16 protein-coding genes are annotated in these 16,250 nt (G+C 62.0%); 11 read left to right on the plus strand and 5 right to left on the minus strand.

What is annotated here, in order from left to right:
- Positions 1 to 49 precede the first annotated feature (49 nt).
- The 4 genes from scpB to tatC all read left to right on the plus strand — a co-directional run bounded on the left by scpB (position 50) and on the right by tatC (position 3,025).
- On the plus strand, positions 50 to 1,141 hold the full coding sequence (scpB, locus tag OIM99_RS12450; protein WP_311850730.1) for an SMC-Scp complex subunit ScpB: 1,092 nt from the start codon (positions 50 to 52) through the stop codon (positions 1,139 to 1,141).
- 164 nt (positions 1,142 to 1,305) lie between these two features.
- Entirely contained in the window at positions 1,306 to 1,593 is a 288-nt protein-coding gene (locus tag OIM99_RS12455; protein ID WP_311850731.1) for a twin-arginine translocase TatA/TatE family subunit, read from the plus strand.
- A gap of 134 nt (positions 1,594 to 1,727) precedes the next feature.
- Positions 1,728 to 2,201, plus strand: a complete 474-nt coding sequence (gene tatB / locus OIM99_RS12460; RefSeq protein WP_311850732.1) for a Sec-independent protein translocase protein TatB — start codon at positions 1,728 to 1,730, stop codon at positions 2,199 to 2,201.
- Complete coding sequence (gene tatC, locus OIM99_RS12465; protein WP_311850733.1) at positions 2,198 to 3,025, plus strand: twin-arginine translocase subunit TatC; 828 nt, start codon at positions 2,198 to 2,200, stop codon at positions 3,023 to 3,025. Before tatB ends, tatC begins: the two co-directional genes overlap by 4 nt.
- Here the strand turns inward: tatC and OIM99_RS12470 are convergent, their stop codons facing one another.
- Positions 3,026 to 3,673 carry a tetratricopeptide repeat protein gene (locus tag OIM99_RS12470; RefSeq protein WP_311850734.1) on the minus strand — a complete coding sequence of 216 codons (648 nt, stop codon included), beginning with the start codon at positions 3,671 to 3,673 and terminating at the stop codon, positions 3,026 to 3,028.
- Between the two features lie 45 nt (positions 3,674 to 3,718).
- Positions 3,719 to 5,197, minus strand: a complete 1,479-nt coding sequence (locus tag OIM99_RS12475) for an undecaprenyl-phosphate glucose phosphotransferase (protein WP_311850735.1) — start codon at positions 5,195 to 5,197, stop codon at positions 3,719 to 3,721.
- A 251-nt stretch (positions 5,198 to 5,448) separates the two neighbouring features.
- Here OIM99_RS12475 and rplM point away from each other — a divergent pair, with 251 nt between their 5' ends.
- Together rplM and rpsI are read left to right on the plus strand one after the other, a co-directional pair.
- Positions 5,449 to 5,919, plus strand: coding sequence for a 50S ribosomal protein L13 (gene rplM / locus OIM99_RS12480; protein ID WP_311850736.1), 471 nt, complete (start codon positions 5,449 to 5,451; stop codon positions 5,917 to 5,919).
- Between the two features lie 2 nt (positions 5,920 to 5,921).
- Positions 5,922 to 6,398, plus strand: a complete 477-nt coding sequence (gene rpsI / locus OIM99_RS12485; RefSeq protein WP_311850737.1) for a 30S ribosomal protein S9 — start codon at positions 5,922 to 5,924, stop codon at positions 6,396 to 6,398.
- A 127-nt stretch (positions 6,399 to 6,525) separates the two neighbouring features.
- Here the strand turns inward: rpsI and sigJ are convergent, their stop codons facing one another.
- Positions 6,526 to 7,434, minus strand: coding sequence for an RNA polymerase sigma factor SigJ (sigJ, locus tag OIM99_RS12490; protein ID WP_311850738.1), 909 nt, complete (start codon positions 7,432 to 7,434; stop codon positions 6,526 to 6,528).
- 182 nt (positions 7,435 to 7,616) lie between these two features.
- On the opposite strand from sigJ, the gene OIM99_RS12495 reads away from it, so the two are divergent.
- The 4 genes from OIM99_RS12495 to argC all read left to right on the plus strand — a co-directional run bounded on the left by OIM99_RS12495 (position 7,617) and on the right by argC (position 13,109).
- Positions 7,617 to 9,233, plus strand: coding sequence for an MFS transporter (locus OIM99_RS12495; protein WP_311850739.1), 1,617 nt, complete (start codon positions 7,617 to 7,619; stop codon positions 9,231 to 9,233).
- A gap of 24 nt (positions 9,234 to 9,257) precedes the next feature.
- Complete coding sequence (locus tag OIM99_RS12500) at positions 9,258 to 10,523, plus strand: FAD-dependent oxidoreductase (RefSeq protein WP_311850740.1); 1,266 nt, start codon at positions 9,258 to 9,260, stop codon at positions 10,521 to 10,523.
- Between the two features lie 290 nt (positions 10,524 to 10,813).
- A complete protein-coding gene (locus OIM99_RS12505; RefSeq protein WP_311850741.1) occupies positions 10,814 to 12,055 on the plus strand; it encodes a hypothetical protein in 1,242 nt (413 codons plus the stop codon).
- Between the two features lie 127 nt (positions 12,056 to 12,182).
- Entirely contained in the window at positions 12,183 to 13,109 is a 927-nt protein-coding gene (gene argC, locus OIM99_RS12510) for an N-acetyl-gamma-glutamyl-phosphate reductase (protein ID WP_311850742.1), read from the plus strand.
- Positions 13,110 to 13,184: 75 nt separating this feature from the next.
- On the opposite strand, the gene OIM99_RS12515 is transcribed toward argC, so the two are convergent.
- Positions 13,185 to 14,033 carry a fumarylacetoacetate hydrolase family protein gene (locus OIM99_RS12515; protein ID WP_311850743.1) on the minus strand — a complete coding sequence of 283 codons (849 nt, stop codon included), beginning with the start codon at positions 14,031 to 14,033 and terminating at the stop codon, positions 13,185 to 13,187.
- Positions 14,034 to 14,295: 262 nt separating this feature from the next.
- On the opposite strand from OIM99_RS12515, the gene OIM99_RS12520 reads away from it, so the two are divergent.
- Positions 14,296 to 15,570, plus strand: a complete 1,275-nt coding sequence (locus OIM99_RS12520) for an outer membrane protein transport protein (RefSeq protein WP_311850744.1) — start codon at positions 14,296 to 14,298, stop codon at positions 15,568 to 15,570.
- Between the two features lie 57 nt (positions 15,571 to 15,627).
- On the opposite strand, the gene OIM99_RS12525 is transcribed toward OIM99_RS12520, so the two are convergent.
- A complete protein-coding gene (locus OIM99_RS12525) occupies positions 15,628 to 16,173 on the minus strand; it encodes a sugar O-acetyltransferase (protein WP_311850745.1) in 546 nt (181 codons plus the stop codon).
- Positions 16,174 to 16,250 lie beyond the last annotated feature (77 nt).

Genomic DNA, 16,250 nt, shown 5'->3' on the forward strand with positions numbered 1-16,250 from the left:
GATCTTGCCATTGAGTTTGTAGCCGAGTTGAAGCATTCGAGAGGACGTCGTGGGAGAAGCAGCCGAACAACTGCCGTTTGAAGGCGAGGATGCCATGAACGCCGCTGCGGAAGCGCACCGGGAAGCCATGCGTATCGCGGAGGCGTTGCTGTTCGCCGCCACCGAGCCCATGGAGGAGGCGGAAATCGCCCGCCGTCTGCCGGAAGGCGCCGACGTCGAAGCGGTCATGCAGCAACTGCGCGAGGAATATTCCCAGCGCGGCGTCAATCTCGTGCGCGTCGCCCGCAAATGGCTGTTTCGCACCGCCACCGATCTCGGCTGGCTGTTGTCGCGCGACGTCAGCGAGCAGAAAAAGCTTTCGAAGGCCGCTCTCGAAACTCTTGCGATCGTTGCCTATCACCAGCCGGTGACCCGCGCCGAGGTGGAAGACATTCGTGGCGTCGCCATTTCCAAGGGCACGCTCGACGTGCTGCTGGAAACCGGCTGGGTGCGTCTGCGCGGCCGTCGCAAGGCGCCGGGCCGTCCGGTCACTTACGGTACGACGGAAGCCTTCCTGCTTCAGTTCGGCCTCGAACAGATCTCTGATCTGCCGGGCCTCGAGGATCTGCGTTCGGCCGGCCTGTTCGATGGCCGCCTGCCGGAAGGTTTTGGCGTGCCCAAGCCGAGCGACGACAGTGCGCTCACCGAGGACGAGGACCCGCTGGAAGGCGGCGAGAGCGATCTCTTCACCGAGCCGGCCCCGGCCGAAGGTGCTGGCGAAGCGGACACCGAAGCGCGGGCCGAAACCGAGACCGAAGCTTCGGCTGAGGTCGTCGAGACGGGCGATGTCGTCGAGGCGACCGTGGTGGAGCCCGTCGGCGAAGTCGAGGAAATCGGCGCCGAAGTGGTCGAGGTCGACGAGATCACGGAGCAGACAGCCGAGGCCGAGCTTGAAGAGCCGGTTGCGGAGAGTTCAGAGCACGAATCCGAACAGGAATCCGAAGAAGAGGCCGACGAGGCCTTGCTGGAGGAACCGGCCGAGGAAGCCGACGACGAGAGCGGCGACGAAACCGGCGAAGAGCTGGATTCCAGCGATTCCGACGAGGAACCCGCTCCCGATGCGGTGTCCGAGGACAAAAATCCGTCCTCCGACAAAACATGACGGAAAATTAATCGCATCGCGGCCTGGAATTCCGCTGGCCGCGCCGATTCTACGCACCATATTCCAAAAGGGTGGGGCTAAATCCTTGTATTTGGAGGCCGCCTTGCCTAACTTCGGCCAATTCGGCGGCGGACCATACGGATCGTCGTCAACTGGAGGCAATTATGGGAAGCATGTCTCTCTGGCATTGGCTTATCGTCGGTGCTCTCGCGCTGCTGCTGTTCGGCGGCAAGGGCAAGATTTCCGATCTGATGGGCGATGTCGCTAAGGGCATTAAGTCCTTCAAGAAGGGCATGGCTGAGGAAGACGCCGAGAAACCGGCGACAGAGCAGCCGCGCACGATCGACCACGCTCCGGCTCAGCCGGCGCCGAACGCGACGACGGCGCAGCCCGCCGCCACCGCGCAGCCGGGCTCGACCTCGGCCAATAACGAGCCCGCGAAGGTGGGCTGAGCCATTCGCTGAATGACTCACCCCGGGCGATCGTGTCCCGGGGCGGCAATCGTCTGATGCGATCTTGCGTTTGCAATCTTGCCTTTGCTCGCGCCTGATCGTAAGGCCGCTCCTGAAAATCCCCGGCGGACGCCATGTTCGATTTCGACGCCACTAAACTAATTATCATCGGTATCGCCGCGCTGGTTTTCATCGGCCCGAAGGACTTGCCGCGTGTCATGCGCCAGGTCGGCGGTTTCGTCGCCAAAATGCGCCGTATGGCTTCTGAGTTTCAGGGCCAGTTCATGGAGGCGATGAAAGAATCCGAGATGGAGGAATTGAAGAAGGACATGCAGAAGATCGCCGACCAGGCGAAGACTGACATTGCCTTCGACCCCGGCCGCGAGACCGAACGCGAATTGCGCGAAGCGCTCGAGAAAAAGCCGGACGCGCCGCAGACCGCCGCATCCTCCGTGCCGGTGCCCATCGATCCCGATAGCCCGACGTTCAACGTCGATGTGCCGCCACCGCCGGAAACACCGGACGTCGCCAAATCGGTGGCTGCGGTCGAAACGACAGATAAGCCCGCTATTGAAACGCAGCCCCAAAAAGTGGCGCAAGGATCATGACCAACACCCAGGTCGTCGCCCATGATGAGAAGGAGCTGACACCGGACGAGGCCGCCATTGAGGCGACCAAAGCGCCGTTGATGGAGCATCTTATCGAGCTGCGCTCACGCATCATCAAGGCCTTGCTCGCCTTCATCGTGATGTTCGTGGTGTTCTTCTATTTCGCCAAGGACATCTACAACCTGCTTGTCATCCCGTTCGAGCATGCGGCAGGGCCCGATGGCGTCAAACTGATCTATACGGCGCCGCAGGAATTCTTCTTCACCCAGATCAAGGTGGCGATGTTCGCTGCTGCCTTCGCCGCCTGTCCGGTGATCTTCGGTCAGATCTATGCCTTCGTCGCGCCGGGGCTCTATCGCCACGAGCGCGCGGCCTTTGCGCCTTATCTCGTCGCCACGCCGGTCTTCTTCCTGCTCGGCGCGCTCGTCGTCTATTTTCTCGTCATGCCGAACTTGCTGCATTTCTTCTTGGCCATGCAGCAGGCGAAGGAACCGGGGCGGGCGCAGATCGAACTGTTGCCGCGCGTCAGCGAATATCTGTCGCTGATCATGACGCTGATCTTCGCCTTCGGCATCACCTTCCAGATGCCTGTCATCCTCACCTTGCTTGGGCGCATCGGCATCGTCACGTCGGGATTCTTGCGCGACAAGCGCCGTATCGCCTGGTTTCTGGTTTTCGTGATGGCTGCGGTGCTGACGCCCCCCGATGTATTCAGCATGCTGGCCTTGGCGGTGCCGGGCTGCGCGCTCTACGAACTGTCGATCTATTCGGTGCAGATGATCGAGAAGCGCCGGACGGAAGACGACGAGAAGCAAGAAGCATAGTTACTTCTTGTCGCGCAAAGCTTTCGCTTCTTGCAGATATTGGGCATAGGCCTTGTTGTCGGGCTCTAGTCTGACGGCTTCAGTAAGATTGGCCACGGACTGATCGAGCTTGTCGTTGCGTGCCTGGGCAAGGCCGCGGCTGGCCCAGGCGATGGCGAGTTTCGGATCAAGTTCGATCGCGCGGCTGTAATCCGCGATCGCTTGGGCATCGTCGCCTTTGCGGCTATAGGCGCCGCCACGGCTTTGCCAGATGATGGCGCGCTGGGGCGCGATGATGCCGGCGCGTGTGAAATCGGCAATCGCCTGATCGAAGCGGCCGAGGCTGGTTTTGGCAAGCCCGCGATTGAACCAGGCGGGGGCCAGAGTCGCATCGGTTTTGATGGCCTCGTCGAGATCGGCGATGGCGCGCGTGCTATCTCCCGCTTTGTGAAACAGTAAGCCGCGATCGTTGAGCAGAACCGCGTATTCGCGGCCGCTGGCCCGCTTGGCGTCGATGAGCCGCGTGCAGGCCTCGATGGCCGGCTGCCCCGCGCCTTTATGGCAGGTGTCGTCGTCTGCCGACTGTCCGAAAGCCGGAAGACAGGATGTGGCCAGAGCCGCGACAAGGCCAAAGCTCTGAACGGTGCGAAGAGCGGAACCGCATGGCATGCCGCACCTTAACATCCATCAGGATGAAAGCCAGTTCCGCGCCGTTCAGTAGGCATTTTTGGTCGTGATCAGCGACAGCGGCGTCTGCAGCAGGATGCGCAGATCGAACATCAGAGACCAGTTCTCGATGTAGAACAGATCGTGCGCGACGCGCTGTTCGATCTTCTCCACCGTATCGGTTTCGCCGCGCCAGCCGCTGATCTGTGCCCAGCCGGTGATGCCGGGCTTCACCTTGTGACGGGCGAAATAGCCTTCGACCACCTGATCGTAGATCTGTCCTTCGGCCTGGGCCTGCAATGCATGCGGGCGCGGGCCGACGAGCGAGAGATCGCCAAGCAGCACGTTGAACAGTTGCGGCAATTCGTCGAGCGAGGAGCGGCGCAGGAAACGGCCGACGCGGGTGACACGCGGATCGTCGCGCGTCGCCTGCTTGATGCCGGCCGCATCCGCCATATCGACATACATGGAGCGGAATTTGTAGACGTCGATACGCTCGTTGTTGAAGCCATAGCGCACTTGGCGGAAGAACACCGGCCCGCGGGAGTCGAGTTTCACCGCCAAGGCGATGAGGGCCAGCAGAGGCGAGAGGACGACGAGCGCCAGGCCCGAGATCACGCGGTCCTCGATCACTTTCATGGCCACCGCCACATCCGACATGGGCTTGTCGAACAGCGGCAGGAACGGCACGTCGCCGATGTAGTTATAGGCGCGGCCGCGCAGCTTCAGCTTGCTGGAGAGCGCGCTGATGCGCACGTCGACCGGCAACACCCAGAGCATTTTCAGCAGTTGCAGAATGCGGGTTTCGGCGGTCAGGGGCAGGGCGATGATCAGCAGGTCGACCCGCTGCTCGCGGCAGAAGCTGACGAGATCGTCGAAGCGGCCGAGTTTGACATAAGCGCCAATCCGCTCCGGCGAGCGCTCCTTGTCGCGGTCGTCGAACAGGCCGAGAATCTGGATGGTGTCGCCGGCCGAACGGTCGAGACGGGCGATGAGCTCTTCGGCCGCGTCACCGCCTCCGACGATGACGGTGCGGCGGGCCAGCCGCCCGGCCTTGCGCCAGGCCGACAGAACAAGCCCGGCGCCGATGCGCAGCGCCGCGCAGCCAAGCCAGCCGAATAGCCACCAATGGCCGGCGAAATCGCGCACCGGCGTGATCGGCGTGTCGGCGATGACGCAGCCCACCAGGAGGGCGGCGAGCGCCAAAAACAGTGCGAAGGCGCAGTTCACCACCTGGCGCAGCGGGCGTGATAGGGCCGGGATCGTATAGCCCCAGCGCTGGCGCAAGATGAGGATGGCCAACAGGGCCACGGCGCAGAGCACCAACGCCAGATGCGGCGGCTCGGCGAAGGCTTCGACCGGCGCCGCCCGAAATGCGACCAGGCCGGCGCCGATCAGGGCGGCGGCATCGAGGGCCAGCACGGTGGCGATGACCGTCGGCTGGGAAACGATCTGGTCCGGGGCGACCACGGGAACGGATCTGAGGCGGGTCTGCGCTTCGGCCAGCTTGCGAAGAGGGGAGCTCATTGAATGGTCCAATTGAAGACTGGCTGGACTGTGGGGCGCGGCGGTAAATGAAGACCCTGAAAATTGCGCGCAAAATCCGTTAATGTCCGGTAATCTGGTATTATGATACCAGATAATAAAAACCATTGCTGCGTAAGGTTTTCCGGCGATTAACGATTGACGACGCGTGATCGCCCACCTATAAGCCCGCATCCATCCGGCGCAGACGCATCGGCTCTGCCGGCGCGCCGCCAATTTACGGATCAAGTCACATGTACGCAAAAACGACCACGACGAAGGTGGCCGAAGTCGAGAAGAAATGGGTGTTGATCGACGCCAAGGGCCTGGTTGTCGGCCGCCTTGCGTCGCTCATTGCCATGCGTCTTCGCGGCAAGCACAAGCCGTCCTTCACGCCCCATGTTGACGACGGCGACAATGTCATCGTCATCAACGCCGACAAGGTGGTGCTCACCGGCCGCAAGCGCGACCAGAAGATGTACTACCATCACACCGGCTTCATCGGTGGCATCAAGGAGCGCTCGGCGCGCTTCATCCTGGAAGGCCGCTTCCCTGAGCGTATCGTCGAGAAGGCCGTGGAGCGTATGCTGCCGCGTGGTCCGCTCGGCCGCAAGCAGCTCGGCAACCTGCGTGTCTATAAGGGCGAGGAGCATCCGCATGCCGCCCAGACTCCGGCGACCCTCGATATCGCCAGCCTGAACCGCAAGAACGCAAGGAGCGCCTGATCATGGCCGAGACCCTTTCATCGCTCCAGGACCTGAAGGCCGCCACTGGCGTCCCGTCCGATGCGCCTGTGCATGTCCAGAAGCTCGACAAGTACGGCCGCGCCTATGCCACCGGCAAGCGCAAGGACGCGGTCGCCCGCGTCTGGATCAAGCCGGGCTCCGGCAAGATCACCGTCAACGGCCGTGAGTTCGAAGTTTACTTCGCGCGTCCCGTGCTGCGCATGATCGTCAACCAGCCGATGGGCGTCGCCAACCGCGTCGACCAGTACGACATGGTCATCACCTGCTCGGGTGGCGGTCTGTCGGGCCAGGCAGGTGCCGTGCGCAACGGCGTGTCGAAGGCGCTGACCTATTACGAGCCGGAACTGCGTTCCGCCCTTAAGAAGGCCGGCTTCCTGACCCGCGACTCCCGCACGGTCGAACGTAAGAAATACGGCCACAAGAAAGCCCGTAAGAGCTTCCAGTTCTCGAAGCGCTAAGTCGCTTTCGGCTTTCCATGCTTTCAAACCCGATCGGTTTGCGCCGGTCGGGTTTTTCTTTTTGCGATAGCATTTCAGCGTTTGATGGGCACATCAAACGCCATGAAGACGCATCAAATCAAAAACTCTAAGTGATGCGGATGTCGTGATCGGCCTGGCCCACATGCGCAAGCTTGTCGGGATTATAGACCTGATAGATCGCTGTGATGCGTTCGCCACGCGTCTCGAAGGACAAGGTGGCGATCAATGCCTTGTCGACGAAGGCGAGGATGCCGGACTCGCCGTTGATCACGCCAAGCCGGCGATCGACGATCGTGTCGTCCTTCATCGAACCGCGCGGGATCAGTCCACGCGACAGTATCAGCCGGACGATTTTCTCGGCGCCGAAAATACCCGAGGTCGACACGCGCACCTTGCCGCCGCCGTCGGACTTAAGCACCGCATCGTCGGCGAGCAGGGAGAGCAGCGCCGTCTTGTCGCCGGCCTCTATGGCGGTGAGAAAGCGGCGCACCAGGCTTTCCTGCATATGCGCCGTCACCTGAAACTTCGGCCGCCCCTCCCGCACCTTGGCGCGGGCACGGCTGGCGATCTGCCGGCAGGCGACCTCGCTCTTGTTGAGGATGGCCGCGATCTCGGAAAAGCCGGCATCGAAGACATCGCGCAAAACGAAGACGGTGCGCTCGTCCGGCGACAGCCGCTCCAGCACGATCATGAAAGCGACCGAGAGATCGGAAGAGAGATCCATGCGCCGCTCGACGTCGCGGTCGACCGGCTCGACGATCGGCTCCGGCAGCCAGACGCCGGGGTAGGCGGCCCGCTCCACCTCCAGATGGCGCAGCCGGTCGATGCAGATCCGCGTCGTCACCGACGTGAGCCAGGCTTTCGGGGATCGGATTTCCGCTACGTCGGATTGCAGCCAGCGCAGGAACACATCCTGCACGACATCCTCGGCTTCCGTCAGTGTGCCCAGCATGCGATAGGCCAAACCCCTCACATGCCTGCGATATTGCTCGAAGATGGCGACCAGATCCGGCATCTTGGTTTTCTCCCACCTCCCTAAGACGGCCGGCCCTGTCTTTTGTGACAGCAGCCTATCATTTTTATTTTTATCGCCGAAATGCACCGCCGTTTTGTCACGAACGGCGAGTCTCCCCGTCTTGAGAGCAGCCGGATGTTTGATCCCGGCAAGACAATCGCAAGACAATCAAGGAGGGGGATATGTCGAACTTGGTCGAAACCGGCGATGCGGTGGCGCTGGACACCGCCAAAAGCCTGCCGAGCAAATCCTATGAGCGGCGAACAATCGTCGCTTCGTCGTTCGGCGCGCTTCTCGAATGGTATGATCTCTATATCTACGCCGCGCTGACGGCGACCTTCGCCGAACTGTTCTTTCCGCCCGGCAATGAAGTCGCGGCCATGCTGGCGAGCCTCGCCATCTTCGGCGCAGCTTTCATCCTGCGGCCCATCGGGGCGCTGCTGTTTGGCTATTTCGGCGATCGCTACGGTCGCAAGCGCACTTTCTTGGCCACGATCTGGCTCATGGGTGTGGCCACCATTGGCATCGGCCTGCTGCCGACCTATGCGCAGATCGGTGTGCTGGCACCCGTGCTGCTGGTGACGCTTCGCCTGGCACAAGGTCTGGCGCTGGGTGGCGAAGTCGGCGGCGCCGCCACTTATCTCACCGAGAATGCGGCGCCCGGCCGGCGCGGCTTTGCCACAAGCTGGTTGCAGACGACGGCGACGATCGGCCTTCTGCTCTCCATCGTCGTGGTGACGGTCGTTCGTCTGTCCATGGACAATGCGACGTTCATCGCCTGGGGCTGGCGCATTCCCTTCGTGCTCTCCATCGTTCTTCTGGCCGTGTCGGTCTATCTGCGGCGGGGGCTCGCGGAATCGCCGGTCTTTACGCGCATGAAGTCGAAAGGCCGCATTTCCGAAAATCCCATTTCCGCCAGCCTCTCCAACGGCCGCAACGTCAGGAACATGTTCATCCTGCTGTTCAGCGTCGCCTCCGGCGTCGGTATTCTCTATGGCACCGGCCATTTCTATTCGGCCTATTTCCTCGCCAACGTGCTGAAGGTCGAGCCGACGACATCGAACATCCTGATGTCTTGCGCGCTGGTGCTGGCGACGCCGTTCTATGTTCTCTTCGGCTGGCTGTCGGACAAGATCGGCCGCAAGTGGATCATGGTGTCGGCCTGTCTTCTCGCAGCGGTGACGACGCAGCCGGTGTTCAAGGCACTCACCCATTTCGCCAATCCGGCCCTGGAGAAGTTCCAGAGCGAGAACACGATTGTCGTCGAGGGCAGTGATTGCAGCTTCCGGCTATTCTCGCCAGCGGTGACGGCCTGCGACAAGACCCGCAATTTCCTCAACGGTGTCGGTGTCACCTACACGTTCAAGGAGACGCCGGTCGGCAGCTCCGTGCGTATTGAAGTCGCGGGAGCGAAGATCGATGGCTTCGATCCGGTCGCGATGAAAGCGGCGATGAAACAGGCCGGTTGGCCGGAGGCGGCGGACTTGTCGCAAGTGAACAAGCCGGTTGTCGTTGTGCTGCTGTGGTATCTCGTCGTGCTGCTGACGATGGTTTATGGGCCGATCGTCTCCTTCATGGTGGAACTGTTTCCGGCGCACCTGCGTTACACGTCGCTGTCGCTGCCGTTTCACATCGGCTCGGGCTGGTTCGGCGGCATGCTGCCCTTCGTGTTGACCAGCATCAACGCTGCTTACGGCAGCATCTACGCCGGCCTCTGGTATCCGGTGATCGTTCTGTTCGTGTCCTTCACCATCGGCGCGCTGTTCATCCGCGAGACGCGTCAAAATTCCATCGATTAACGTCAACCAGGAACGGAGAGATCCATGAAACGAATTGTTGTTCTGGGTGCGGGCTTCGCCGGATTGTGGAGCGCCATCGGTGCTGCACGTAAGCTCGAGGAGTTGCATGTCTCCCGCGATGATGTGGAGGTCGTGGTCATCAACAAATACCCCTTCCATAATATTCGCGTGCGCAACTATGAAGAGCACCTGGAGGAAACGATCGTGCCTCTGTCGGAGGTGTTCGATCCAGTTGGGGTGCGCTGGATCGAGGGCGATGTTTCGGACATCGATCTCGATGGCAAGGCGGTCGTCATCGAAACGCCGACTGGCCGGACATGGCAGTCCTATGATCGCCTGGTGTTCGCGCTGGGCAGCAAGCTGGTGCGCCCGCCGATCAAAGGGCTCGGCAGCTATGCTTTCGATGTCGACACCTATCAGGGTGCCAAGCGGCTCGAAGCACATCTCGCCGGGCTCGCGTCGAGCCACGCACCTGGGCGTTTCACGGCTTTGGTGATTGGCGCGGGCCTGACCGGCGTCGAGATCGCCGCCGAACTTCCCGCGCGCCTACGGAAGTTGGCCGGCGGCGGCGCGGCCGACGTCAAAGTCATCCTCGCCGATCGAACGCCGCGCATCGCCCAGGAGATGGGCGAGGCCCGGCCGGTCATCGAACATGCGATGGCGGCGCTTGATGTGGAGCTGCGGGCGTCGTTCTTTCTGCGCGAGGTCGACGAGCAGGGCGCGATCCTCACGTCGGGCGAACGCATCTTCGCCTCGACGGTGATCTGGTGTGGCGGCATGCAGGCGCATCCGATGACCGAGCTGTTTCCTGTCGTCCATGACAAGCACGGCCGCTTGCCGGTCGATTCCTTCCTGCGTGTCAAAGGCGTGGCGGACGTCTTTGCTGCCGGCGATGCCGCGAGCCTTTTGATCGATGGCCGGCACGAGACGATGATGTCGTGTCAGCACGGCCGCCCGATGGGCCGCTTCGCTGGCCACAATGTCGTCTGCGATCTCTTGGGGCTGGAGATGTTGCCGTTGCAGATCGATTGGTACACGACCGTTCTCGATCTGGGTCCCTGGGGCGCCGTCTACACCTGGGGGTGGGAACGCCAGCTTGCCGCCGAGGGCATGAGCGCCAAGCGGGTCAAACAGCGGATCAATTGCGAGCGAATCTATCCCCCGCGCAACGGCTCCAAGGCGGACATTCTCGAGGCGGCCCGGGCTGAGATCGACGCGCCGCCGAAACTCGCGGGCCTGGGCAAATCGCGACGGGCACAAACGGATACCGCGGTCGAATCCGTCGAATAGCGGCCCAATTCACAACGCGAGAGGCGAGACGGCGATCGGCGGCGTCTCGCTAATTTATTTATAAAACAATGGTTTGATTGGATCGCTTTGCAGGGCGAGGCGACGCGCCGTCTTGGGCGTGTGGCTCCTGTCACATGGAATATGCTAACGCTCTGCAGCCGGTATAGGTGCGCTATCGCACAGGTCAGGTCGTTCAAATCTGACAAATTTTTCGGCCGATGGCTTGGCCTCCACAATTTTGGCCGAAGTGCCATGCCATCGACATGCTGCCATTTTCAAAGGAGCTGACTGTGATCCGATCCAACCTGCGGCCCGTTGCCATATCCTTCGCGATCGTGCTGGCCGCGCCCATCAGCGCCTTTGCCCTCGAAAGCTACGTCTTGGAAGACGTGCGGCTCGAAACGCCGGCGAACAAGACGTCGATCCTGCTGAAGCGCGTCGAATTCGTCGACACCAATCTGACCCGCGCCGAGGCGCAGAAATTGTTCAGCCTCGACGCCGAGCGCGGCGAGCAGACGGCGCTCGTCGCCAAGGCGCAGGCCAAGCGCGTGCTCGTGCCCGAGATCGTCATCGAGCCGAAAGGCGAGCGCACCGGCCTGATCACCCTGCGTGGCTATGAGGTGAACGATCTTGATCGCGGCCGCTTCGCCAAAGTGTCTCTCACCTCCGTTGACGGCGCGGCCACCGACAAGGCGGGCGCGGGCACGATCAAATCGGGACCGATCGTCCTGGAGCAGGGCGACTTCGGCCGCATCATCAATGCGGTGAAGGACGGCGATTTCACCAATGGCGTGGCGCAGCTCGGCAAGTTCTCCTGGACGGGTTTCGAACTGGTCGTTCCCGATCCAAAGGCGCCTCCCGGCGGTCAAATGAAGTTCACCCTTGCCTCGCTCGTCGGTAGCAACACCTATGATGGCGATCTGCCGGTGACCATGAAGGCCGAAGCGAAGAACTTCACGTTCGAGCCCGCCAAGAACTCCGAGATGGGGCAGAACCTCGTCAAGTTTGGGTACGACAAGCTCGACATGGGCATGACGATCTCCGGTTCCTATGACGTGGCGAAGAAGGCCTATACGCTGACCGACTATTCGATGACAGGAGTCGATGCTGGCGCGCTCACCTTGAGCGGCCTGTTCGGCAATATCGATCGCAACGCTTTGCTTGGCGATCGTATGACCCGCATCAGCGGCCTCATGCAGGGTGACGTCAGCGAATTCACCATTCGCTTCGTCAACCAGGGCCTGTTCGACAAGGCGCTGGCTTACTATGCCGCCTCGGTGAACCGCCCGCCGGCCGACATCAAGGGCGAGTGGTCGGTGGCCGCCACCGGCATGCTGCCGATGCTGCTCGGCGGCGACCCGTCCGCGCTGAAGCTGGCCGAAGCGATCACCACCTTCCTGCGCGACCCCAAAAGTCTGACTGTCACATTAAAGGGTAAGAATGGCCCGGTACGCTTCATGGAAGCGGCGCAGATCCGGGACCCGGCGACCTTCATGCAGAAGGTCAATGTGACGGCGACGGCCAACCAGTAGGCCGCTGCCAGGCATTTGAGGCCAGGCATTTGAGCTGGCGTGTCTTTTCTTGACACGCCGGTCCTCTTGGCCGATGGCTGCGCCGCGCCTATCTGAGGCGGGACTGAACAGCAAAGGAATGGGCGCCATGGCGGCGAAGGTTTTCATCGACGGCGAAGCCGGAACGACGGGTCTCCTGATCAGGGATCTGCTCGGCGCGCGCCGCGACGTCGACATCGTCTCCATCGATCCGGCCAAGCGCAAGGACGTGGATGCCAAGCGCAAGCTGCTCGAAGGCGTCGACCTGACGATCCTGTGTCTGCCCGATGACGCGGCCAAGGAATCGGCCGCGCTTGCCACGTCGCTCGGCGGCAATGGCCCGAAAGTGCTCGACGCTTCGACGGCGCATCGTGTGGCGCCCAATTGGGTGTACGGCTTTCCGGAACTGGCGGAAGGGCAGGCGGCGGCGATCGCCGGCGGCCGGCTCGTCGCCAATCCCGGCTGCTATGCCACCGGCGCCATCGCGCTGCTGCGCCCGCTCGTCGATGCGCAATTGCTGCCATCGGATCATCCGATCACCATCAACGCGGTCTCCGGCTATAGCGGCGGTGGCAAGTCGATGATCGCCGAATATGAGGCGCGCACCGCGCCTGACTTCGAGCTTTACGGTCTCGGCTTGCAGCACAAGCACATGCCGGAAATCCAGGCCTATAGCCGGCTGTCGCGGCGCGCCATCTTCGTGCCCTCAGTGGCCGATTTCCGCCAGGGCATGCTGGTGTCGATCCCGCTGCATCTCGACACGCTGCCGGGCAAGCCGAAGTCGGGTGATCTCGAAGCGGCTTTGACCAAGCACTATGCCGGCGCGTGCTTCGTCAAGGTGGTGCCAGCGGCGGCTGTCGCCAAAGAGGGCGGCAAGCTGGAAGCCGAAGCCCTCAACGACACCAACGATATGGAACTGCGCGTCATCTCCAACGAGCAACACGGCCAGGTGGTGCTGATCGCCAAGCTCGACAATCTCGGCAAGGGCGCTTCGCGCGCCGCCGTTCAGAACATGGAATTGATGCTGGGGCTGTGAAGCCTTGCGCCGCAGCGATTTCTTGAAATGAAAAGGCCGGGCAATCGCCCGGCCTTCGTGTTTGTGGGCAGTGGGTCAGCCCTTGAATGCCACCACTTTGCTCTTCTGCTCACCCAGGCCGTCGATGCCGAGCGTGACCACGTCGCCGGCCTTCAGCCAGTTCGGCGGCTTGCGGCCGAGCGCCACGCCGGCCGGCGTGCCGGTGGTGATTATGTCGCCGGGATCGAGCGTCATGTAACGGCTGACCCAACTGACGATCGAGTTGACGTTGAAGACGAGATTCTTGGTGTTGCCCGATTGCTGCCGCTGGCCGTTGACGTCGAGCCAGATCGCCAGATTGCCGACGTCCTTGATCTCGTCCCGCGTCACCAGCCAGGGGCCGATCGGGCCGAAGGTCGGCGCGCTTTTGCCCTTGGTCCACTGGCCCGCACGCTCGATCTGGAATTCGCGTTCCGACACGTCGTTGCAGATGAAATAGCCGGCGATATGTTTGCCGGCGTCGGCCTCGCTGACATAGGAAGCGGTCTTGCCGATGACGAAGGCGATCTCCGCTTCCCAGTCGAGCTTCACGCTGTCGCGCGGGAACATGATGTCGTCGTTGGCGCCGACGATGCAGTTCGGCGCCTTGTTGAACAGCACTGGCTCAGGGGGAACTTTTGCGCCGGCTTCGGCCGCATGGTCAGAATAGTTGAGGCCGATGGCGACGAAATTGCCGGGCTTGCCGACGCAGGGGCCCAGGCGCGGATTGCCTGAAACGAGCGGCAGCTGATCGACATTGGCGGCGGCGATCTTGGCGATGGAACTTGGCGCCAGGTGGTCGCCGATCAGATCGGGGACAATGCTGCTGATGTCGCGAATTTTGCCGGCGGCATCGATCAGACCGGGCTTCTCCTGGCCGGGCTGGCCGTAGCGAACGAGTTTCATAGCCTCTCCTTGCGGTGATTCGTCGGGGCGGTTTCCTCAGCCATGATCATGGCCATAAGCGGCGTGAACGCCTGCTTTTGGGATACGGAAATGTTGCCGAAAAGCAACTGCGGATCGAATTAGCGCCATTCTAAGCGGCGGTTTGCCCATTCTGGCGCCGATCGCATTGAGCCGCCGGCAAAATACGACATAATTGTGATTACTGCCTTATGTGTGACGGACAGGTTGAGCAGCGGGGGCTGCGGGCCTTGGAGGGACGTTGATGATCAAGAGTTACCGGAAAGCCCTACAGATCACGGTTGCTGCAACCGCGCTTTTGGGTGCCGCCTCGGCCGCGCAGGCCGGCGGTTTCGCCCTGCGCGAGCAGAGCGCAGCCGGGCAGGGCATGTCCTTTGCGGGCGTTGGCGCGGGCGCGGGGGGCCTGTCGTCGATGTTCTGGAACCCGGCTGCCGTGACGCAGACGCCCGGCTGGAACAGCGAGTGGGTGGCGACGGGCATCCTGCCTTACGCTTCGATCAACCCGACCCTGCCGAACGTCACGCCGCTGGTCGGCTCGCAGGTGGGCGAGGCCGCCTTCCTGGCGTCGGGCTACACCAACTACCAGATCAATGATCGCTGGTATCTCGGCTTGAGCACGGGCGCGCCGTTCGGTCTCTCGACCCGTTCCTCGGAAATCTGGGGCGCCCAGGCTTACGGCACCACGTCGAAGGTCTTCAGCTTCAACGTCAACCCGGTCGTCGGCTGGAAGGTCAATGACTGGCTGGCGATCGCCGTCGGTCCGCAGATCCAATATTTTGAAGTGCGTCTGCGCGGCTCCACCACGGCCTTCGGTCCGGGCGGCTCGAACATTCTCGCTGGCAATAACATCGGCGCCGGTGTCACTGCCGGTATCATGCTGACGCCGTGGCAGGGCACCCGCATCGGTCTCGGCTATCGCTCGGCGATTTCGCATGCGCTGGAAGGCGGTTTGCAGGCGGGTGGCCCGGCTGTGATCCCGATCCGCACCAAGGTCACCCTGCCTGAAATCGTTACCTTGGGTGTCTCGCAGGACTACGGTCCGTGGACGGCCAACCTCGGCCTCGAATGGACCAATTGGTCGCGTTTGAAGACGTCTGATGTGTTCGCCCTCAACGGCGCCATCATCCCGGCCGCCAAGCAGAACTACATGTGGCGCGATGGTTGGTTCCTTTCGGGCGGTGTCGAATATCGCTACAGCCCGCAGTGGACCTTCCGCGGCGGCGTTGCCTACGAATGGTCGCCGGTCACGACGGCCGTCCGCTCGGTGCGTTTGCCGGACACCAACCGTATCTGGGCTTCGCTGGGCTTCAGCTATAAGTACAGCGAGCGTCTGAGCTTCGATGTCGGCTACACCCACATCTTTGGCACGCCCGACAACATCTTCCTTGGACCGGGCAACCCGAGCTTCATCGCGCCGCTGCTGTTCACCGCGAACACCCGCGCCCATGTCGACATTCTCTCGGTGGGTGTGAAGTACCGCTGGGATACGCCGGCTGCGGCCGTCGTCGCGAAATACTGATTTCATAACTTGGCTGACGAACGGAAGAGCCGGGCATTGCCCGGCTCTTTTGTTTTGTCAGGCCTTGATCCGTGCTGGATTGCCCATGACCGTGGCGCCTGCGGGAACATCGCGGGTAACAACGCTGCCCGCACCAATGATGGCGTCATCACCGATGGTGACACCGGGCACGATGATCGCGCCGCCGCCGATCCAGGCATTGGCGCCGATATGGACGGGACGTCCGAATTCGAGCCCCTGCTTGCGGGGAATGGGGTCGCGCGGATGATCGGCGGTGAGGATCTGCACCGATGGACCGATCTGCGTTGCTTCGCCAATGGTCACCGCGACGACGTCGAGGATGATGCAGTTGAAGTTGATGAAGACGCCATCGGCGACGCTGATGTTATATCCGTAGTCGCAATGAAAAGGCGGCCTGATGTCGACGCGCTCGCCGACTGAGGCGAAGCGCTCGCGCAGCAGCGGCAGGCGTTCGGCCGAAGTGAGTGCCGTGGTTGCATTGTAACGGGCGAGCCACGCATGCGCCGCTAGTTGATCGGCTTGAATCTCCGGAGCGGACGCATCATAAAGCGCGCCCGCCAGCATTTTGTCTTTCTCGTTCATGCGATTGCGGTTTCCAGTTTGACGTCGTCAAACGCCATACGCACGCGTCAAAATAAAGACGCTGGATCGCGCTGCGG

It is taken from the genome of Methylocella sp. CPCC 101449 (assembly GCF_031921685.1).
In the GTDB taxonomy this organism is placed as follows: Bacteria; Pseudomonadota; Alphaproteobacteria; order Rhizobiales; family Beijerinckiaceae; genus Terripilifer.

Excerpts from the sequence above, each read along its gene's own strand:
- OIM99_RS12520 (WP_311850744.1), top strand. The coding sequence starts at position 14,296 with ATGATCAAGAGTTACCGGAAAGCCCTACAGATCACGGTTGCTGCAACC.
- OIM99_RS12475 (WP_311850735.1), bottom strand. The coding sequence starts at position 5,197 with ATGAGCTCCCCTCTTCGCAAGCTGGCCGAAGCGCAGACCCGCCTCAGA.
- OIM99_RS12500 (WP_311850740.1), top strand. The coding sequence starts at position 9,258 with ATGAAACGAATTGTTGTTCTGGGTGCGGGCTTCGCCGGATTGTGGAGC.
- sigJ (WP_311850738.1), bottom strand. The coding sequence starts at position 7,434 with ATGCCGGATCTGGTCGCCATCTTCGAGCAATATCGCAGGCATGTGAGG.
- rplM (WP_311850736.1), top strand. The coding sequence starts at position 5,449 with ATGTACGCAAAAACGACCACGACGAAGGTGGCCGAAGTCGAGAAGAAA.
- OIM99_RS12495 (WP_311850739.1), top strand. The coding sequence starts at position 7,617 with ATGTCGAACTTGGTCGAAACCGGCGATGCGGTGGCGCTGGACACCGCC.
- OIM99_RS12455 (WP_311850731.1), top strand. The coding sequence starts at position 1,306 with ATGGGAAGCATGTCTCTCTGGCATTGGCTTATCGTCGGTGCTCTCGCG.
- argC (WP_311850742.1), top strand. The coding sequence starts at position 12,183 with ATGGCGGCGAAGGTTTTCATCGACGGCGAAGCCGGAACGACGGGTCTC.
- OIM99_RS12470 (WP_311850734.1), bottom strand. The coding sequence starts at position 3,673 with ATGCCATGCGGTTCCGCTCTTCGCACCGTTCAGAGCTTTGGCCTTGTC.
- OIM99_RS12525 (WP_311850745.1), bottom strand. The coding sequence starts at position 16,173 with ATGAACGAGAAAGACAAAATGCTGGCGGGCGCGCTTTATGATGCGTCC.
- OIM99_RS12515 (WP_311850743.1), bottom strand. The coding sequence starts at position 14,033 with ATGAAACTCGTTCGCTACGGCCAGCCCGGCCAGGAGAAGCCCGGTCTG.
- tatC (WP_311850733.1), top strand. The coding sequence starts at position 2,198 with ATGACCAACACCCAGGTCGTCGCCCATGATGAGAAGGAGCTGACACCG.
- rpsI (WP_311850737.1), top strand. The coding sequence starts at position 5,922 with ATGGCCGAGACCCTTTCATCGCTCCAGGACCTGAAGGCCGCCACTGGC.
- tatB (WP_311850732.1), top strand. The coding sequence starts at position 1,728 with ATGTTCGATTTCGACGCCACTAAACTAATTATCATCGGTATCGCCGCG.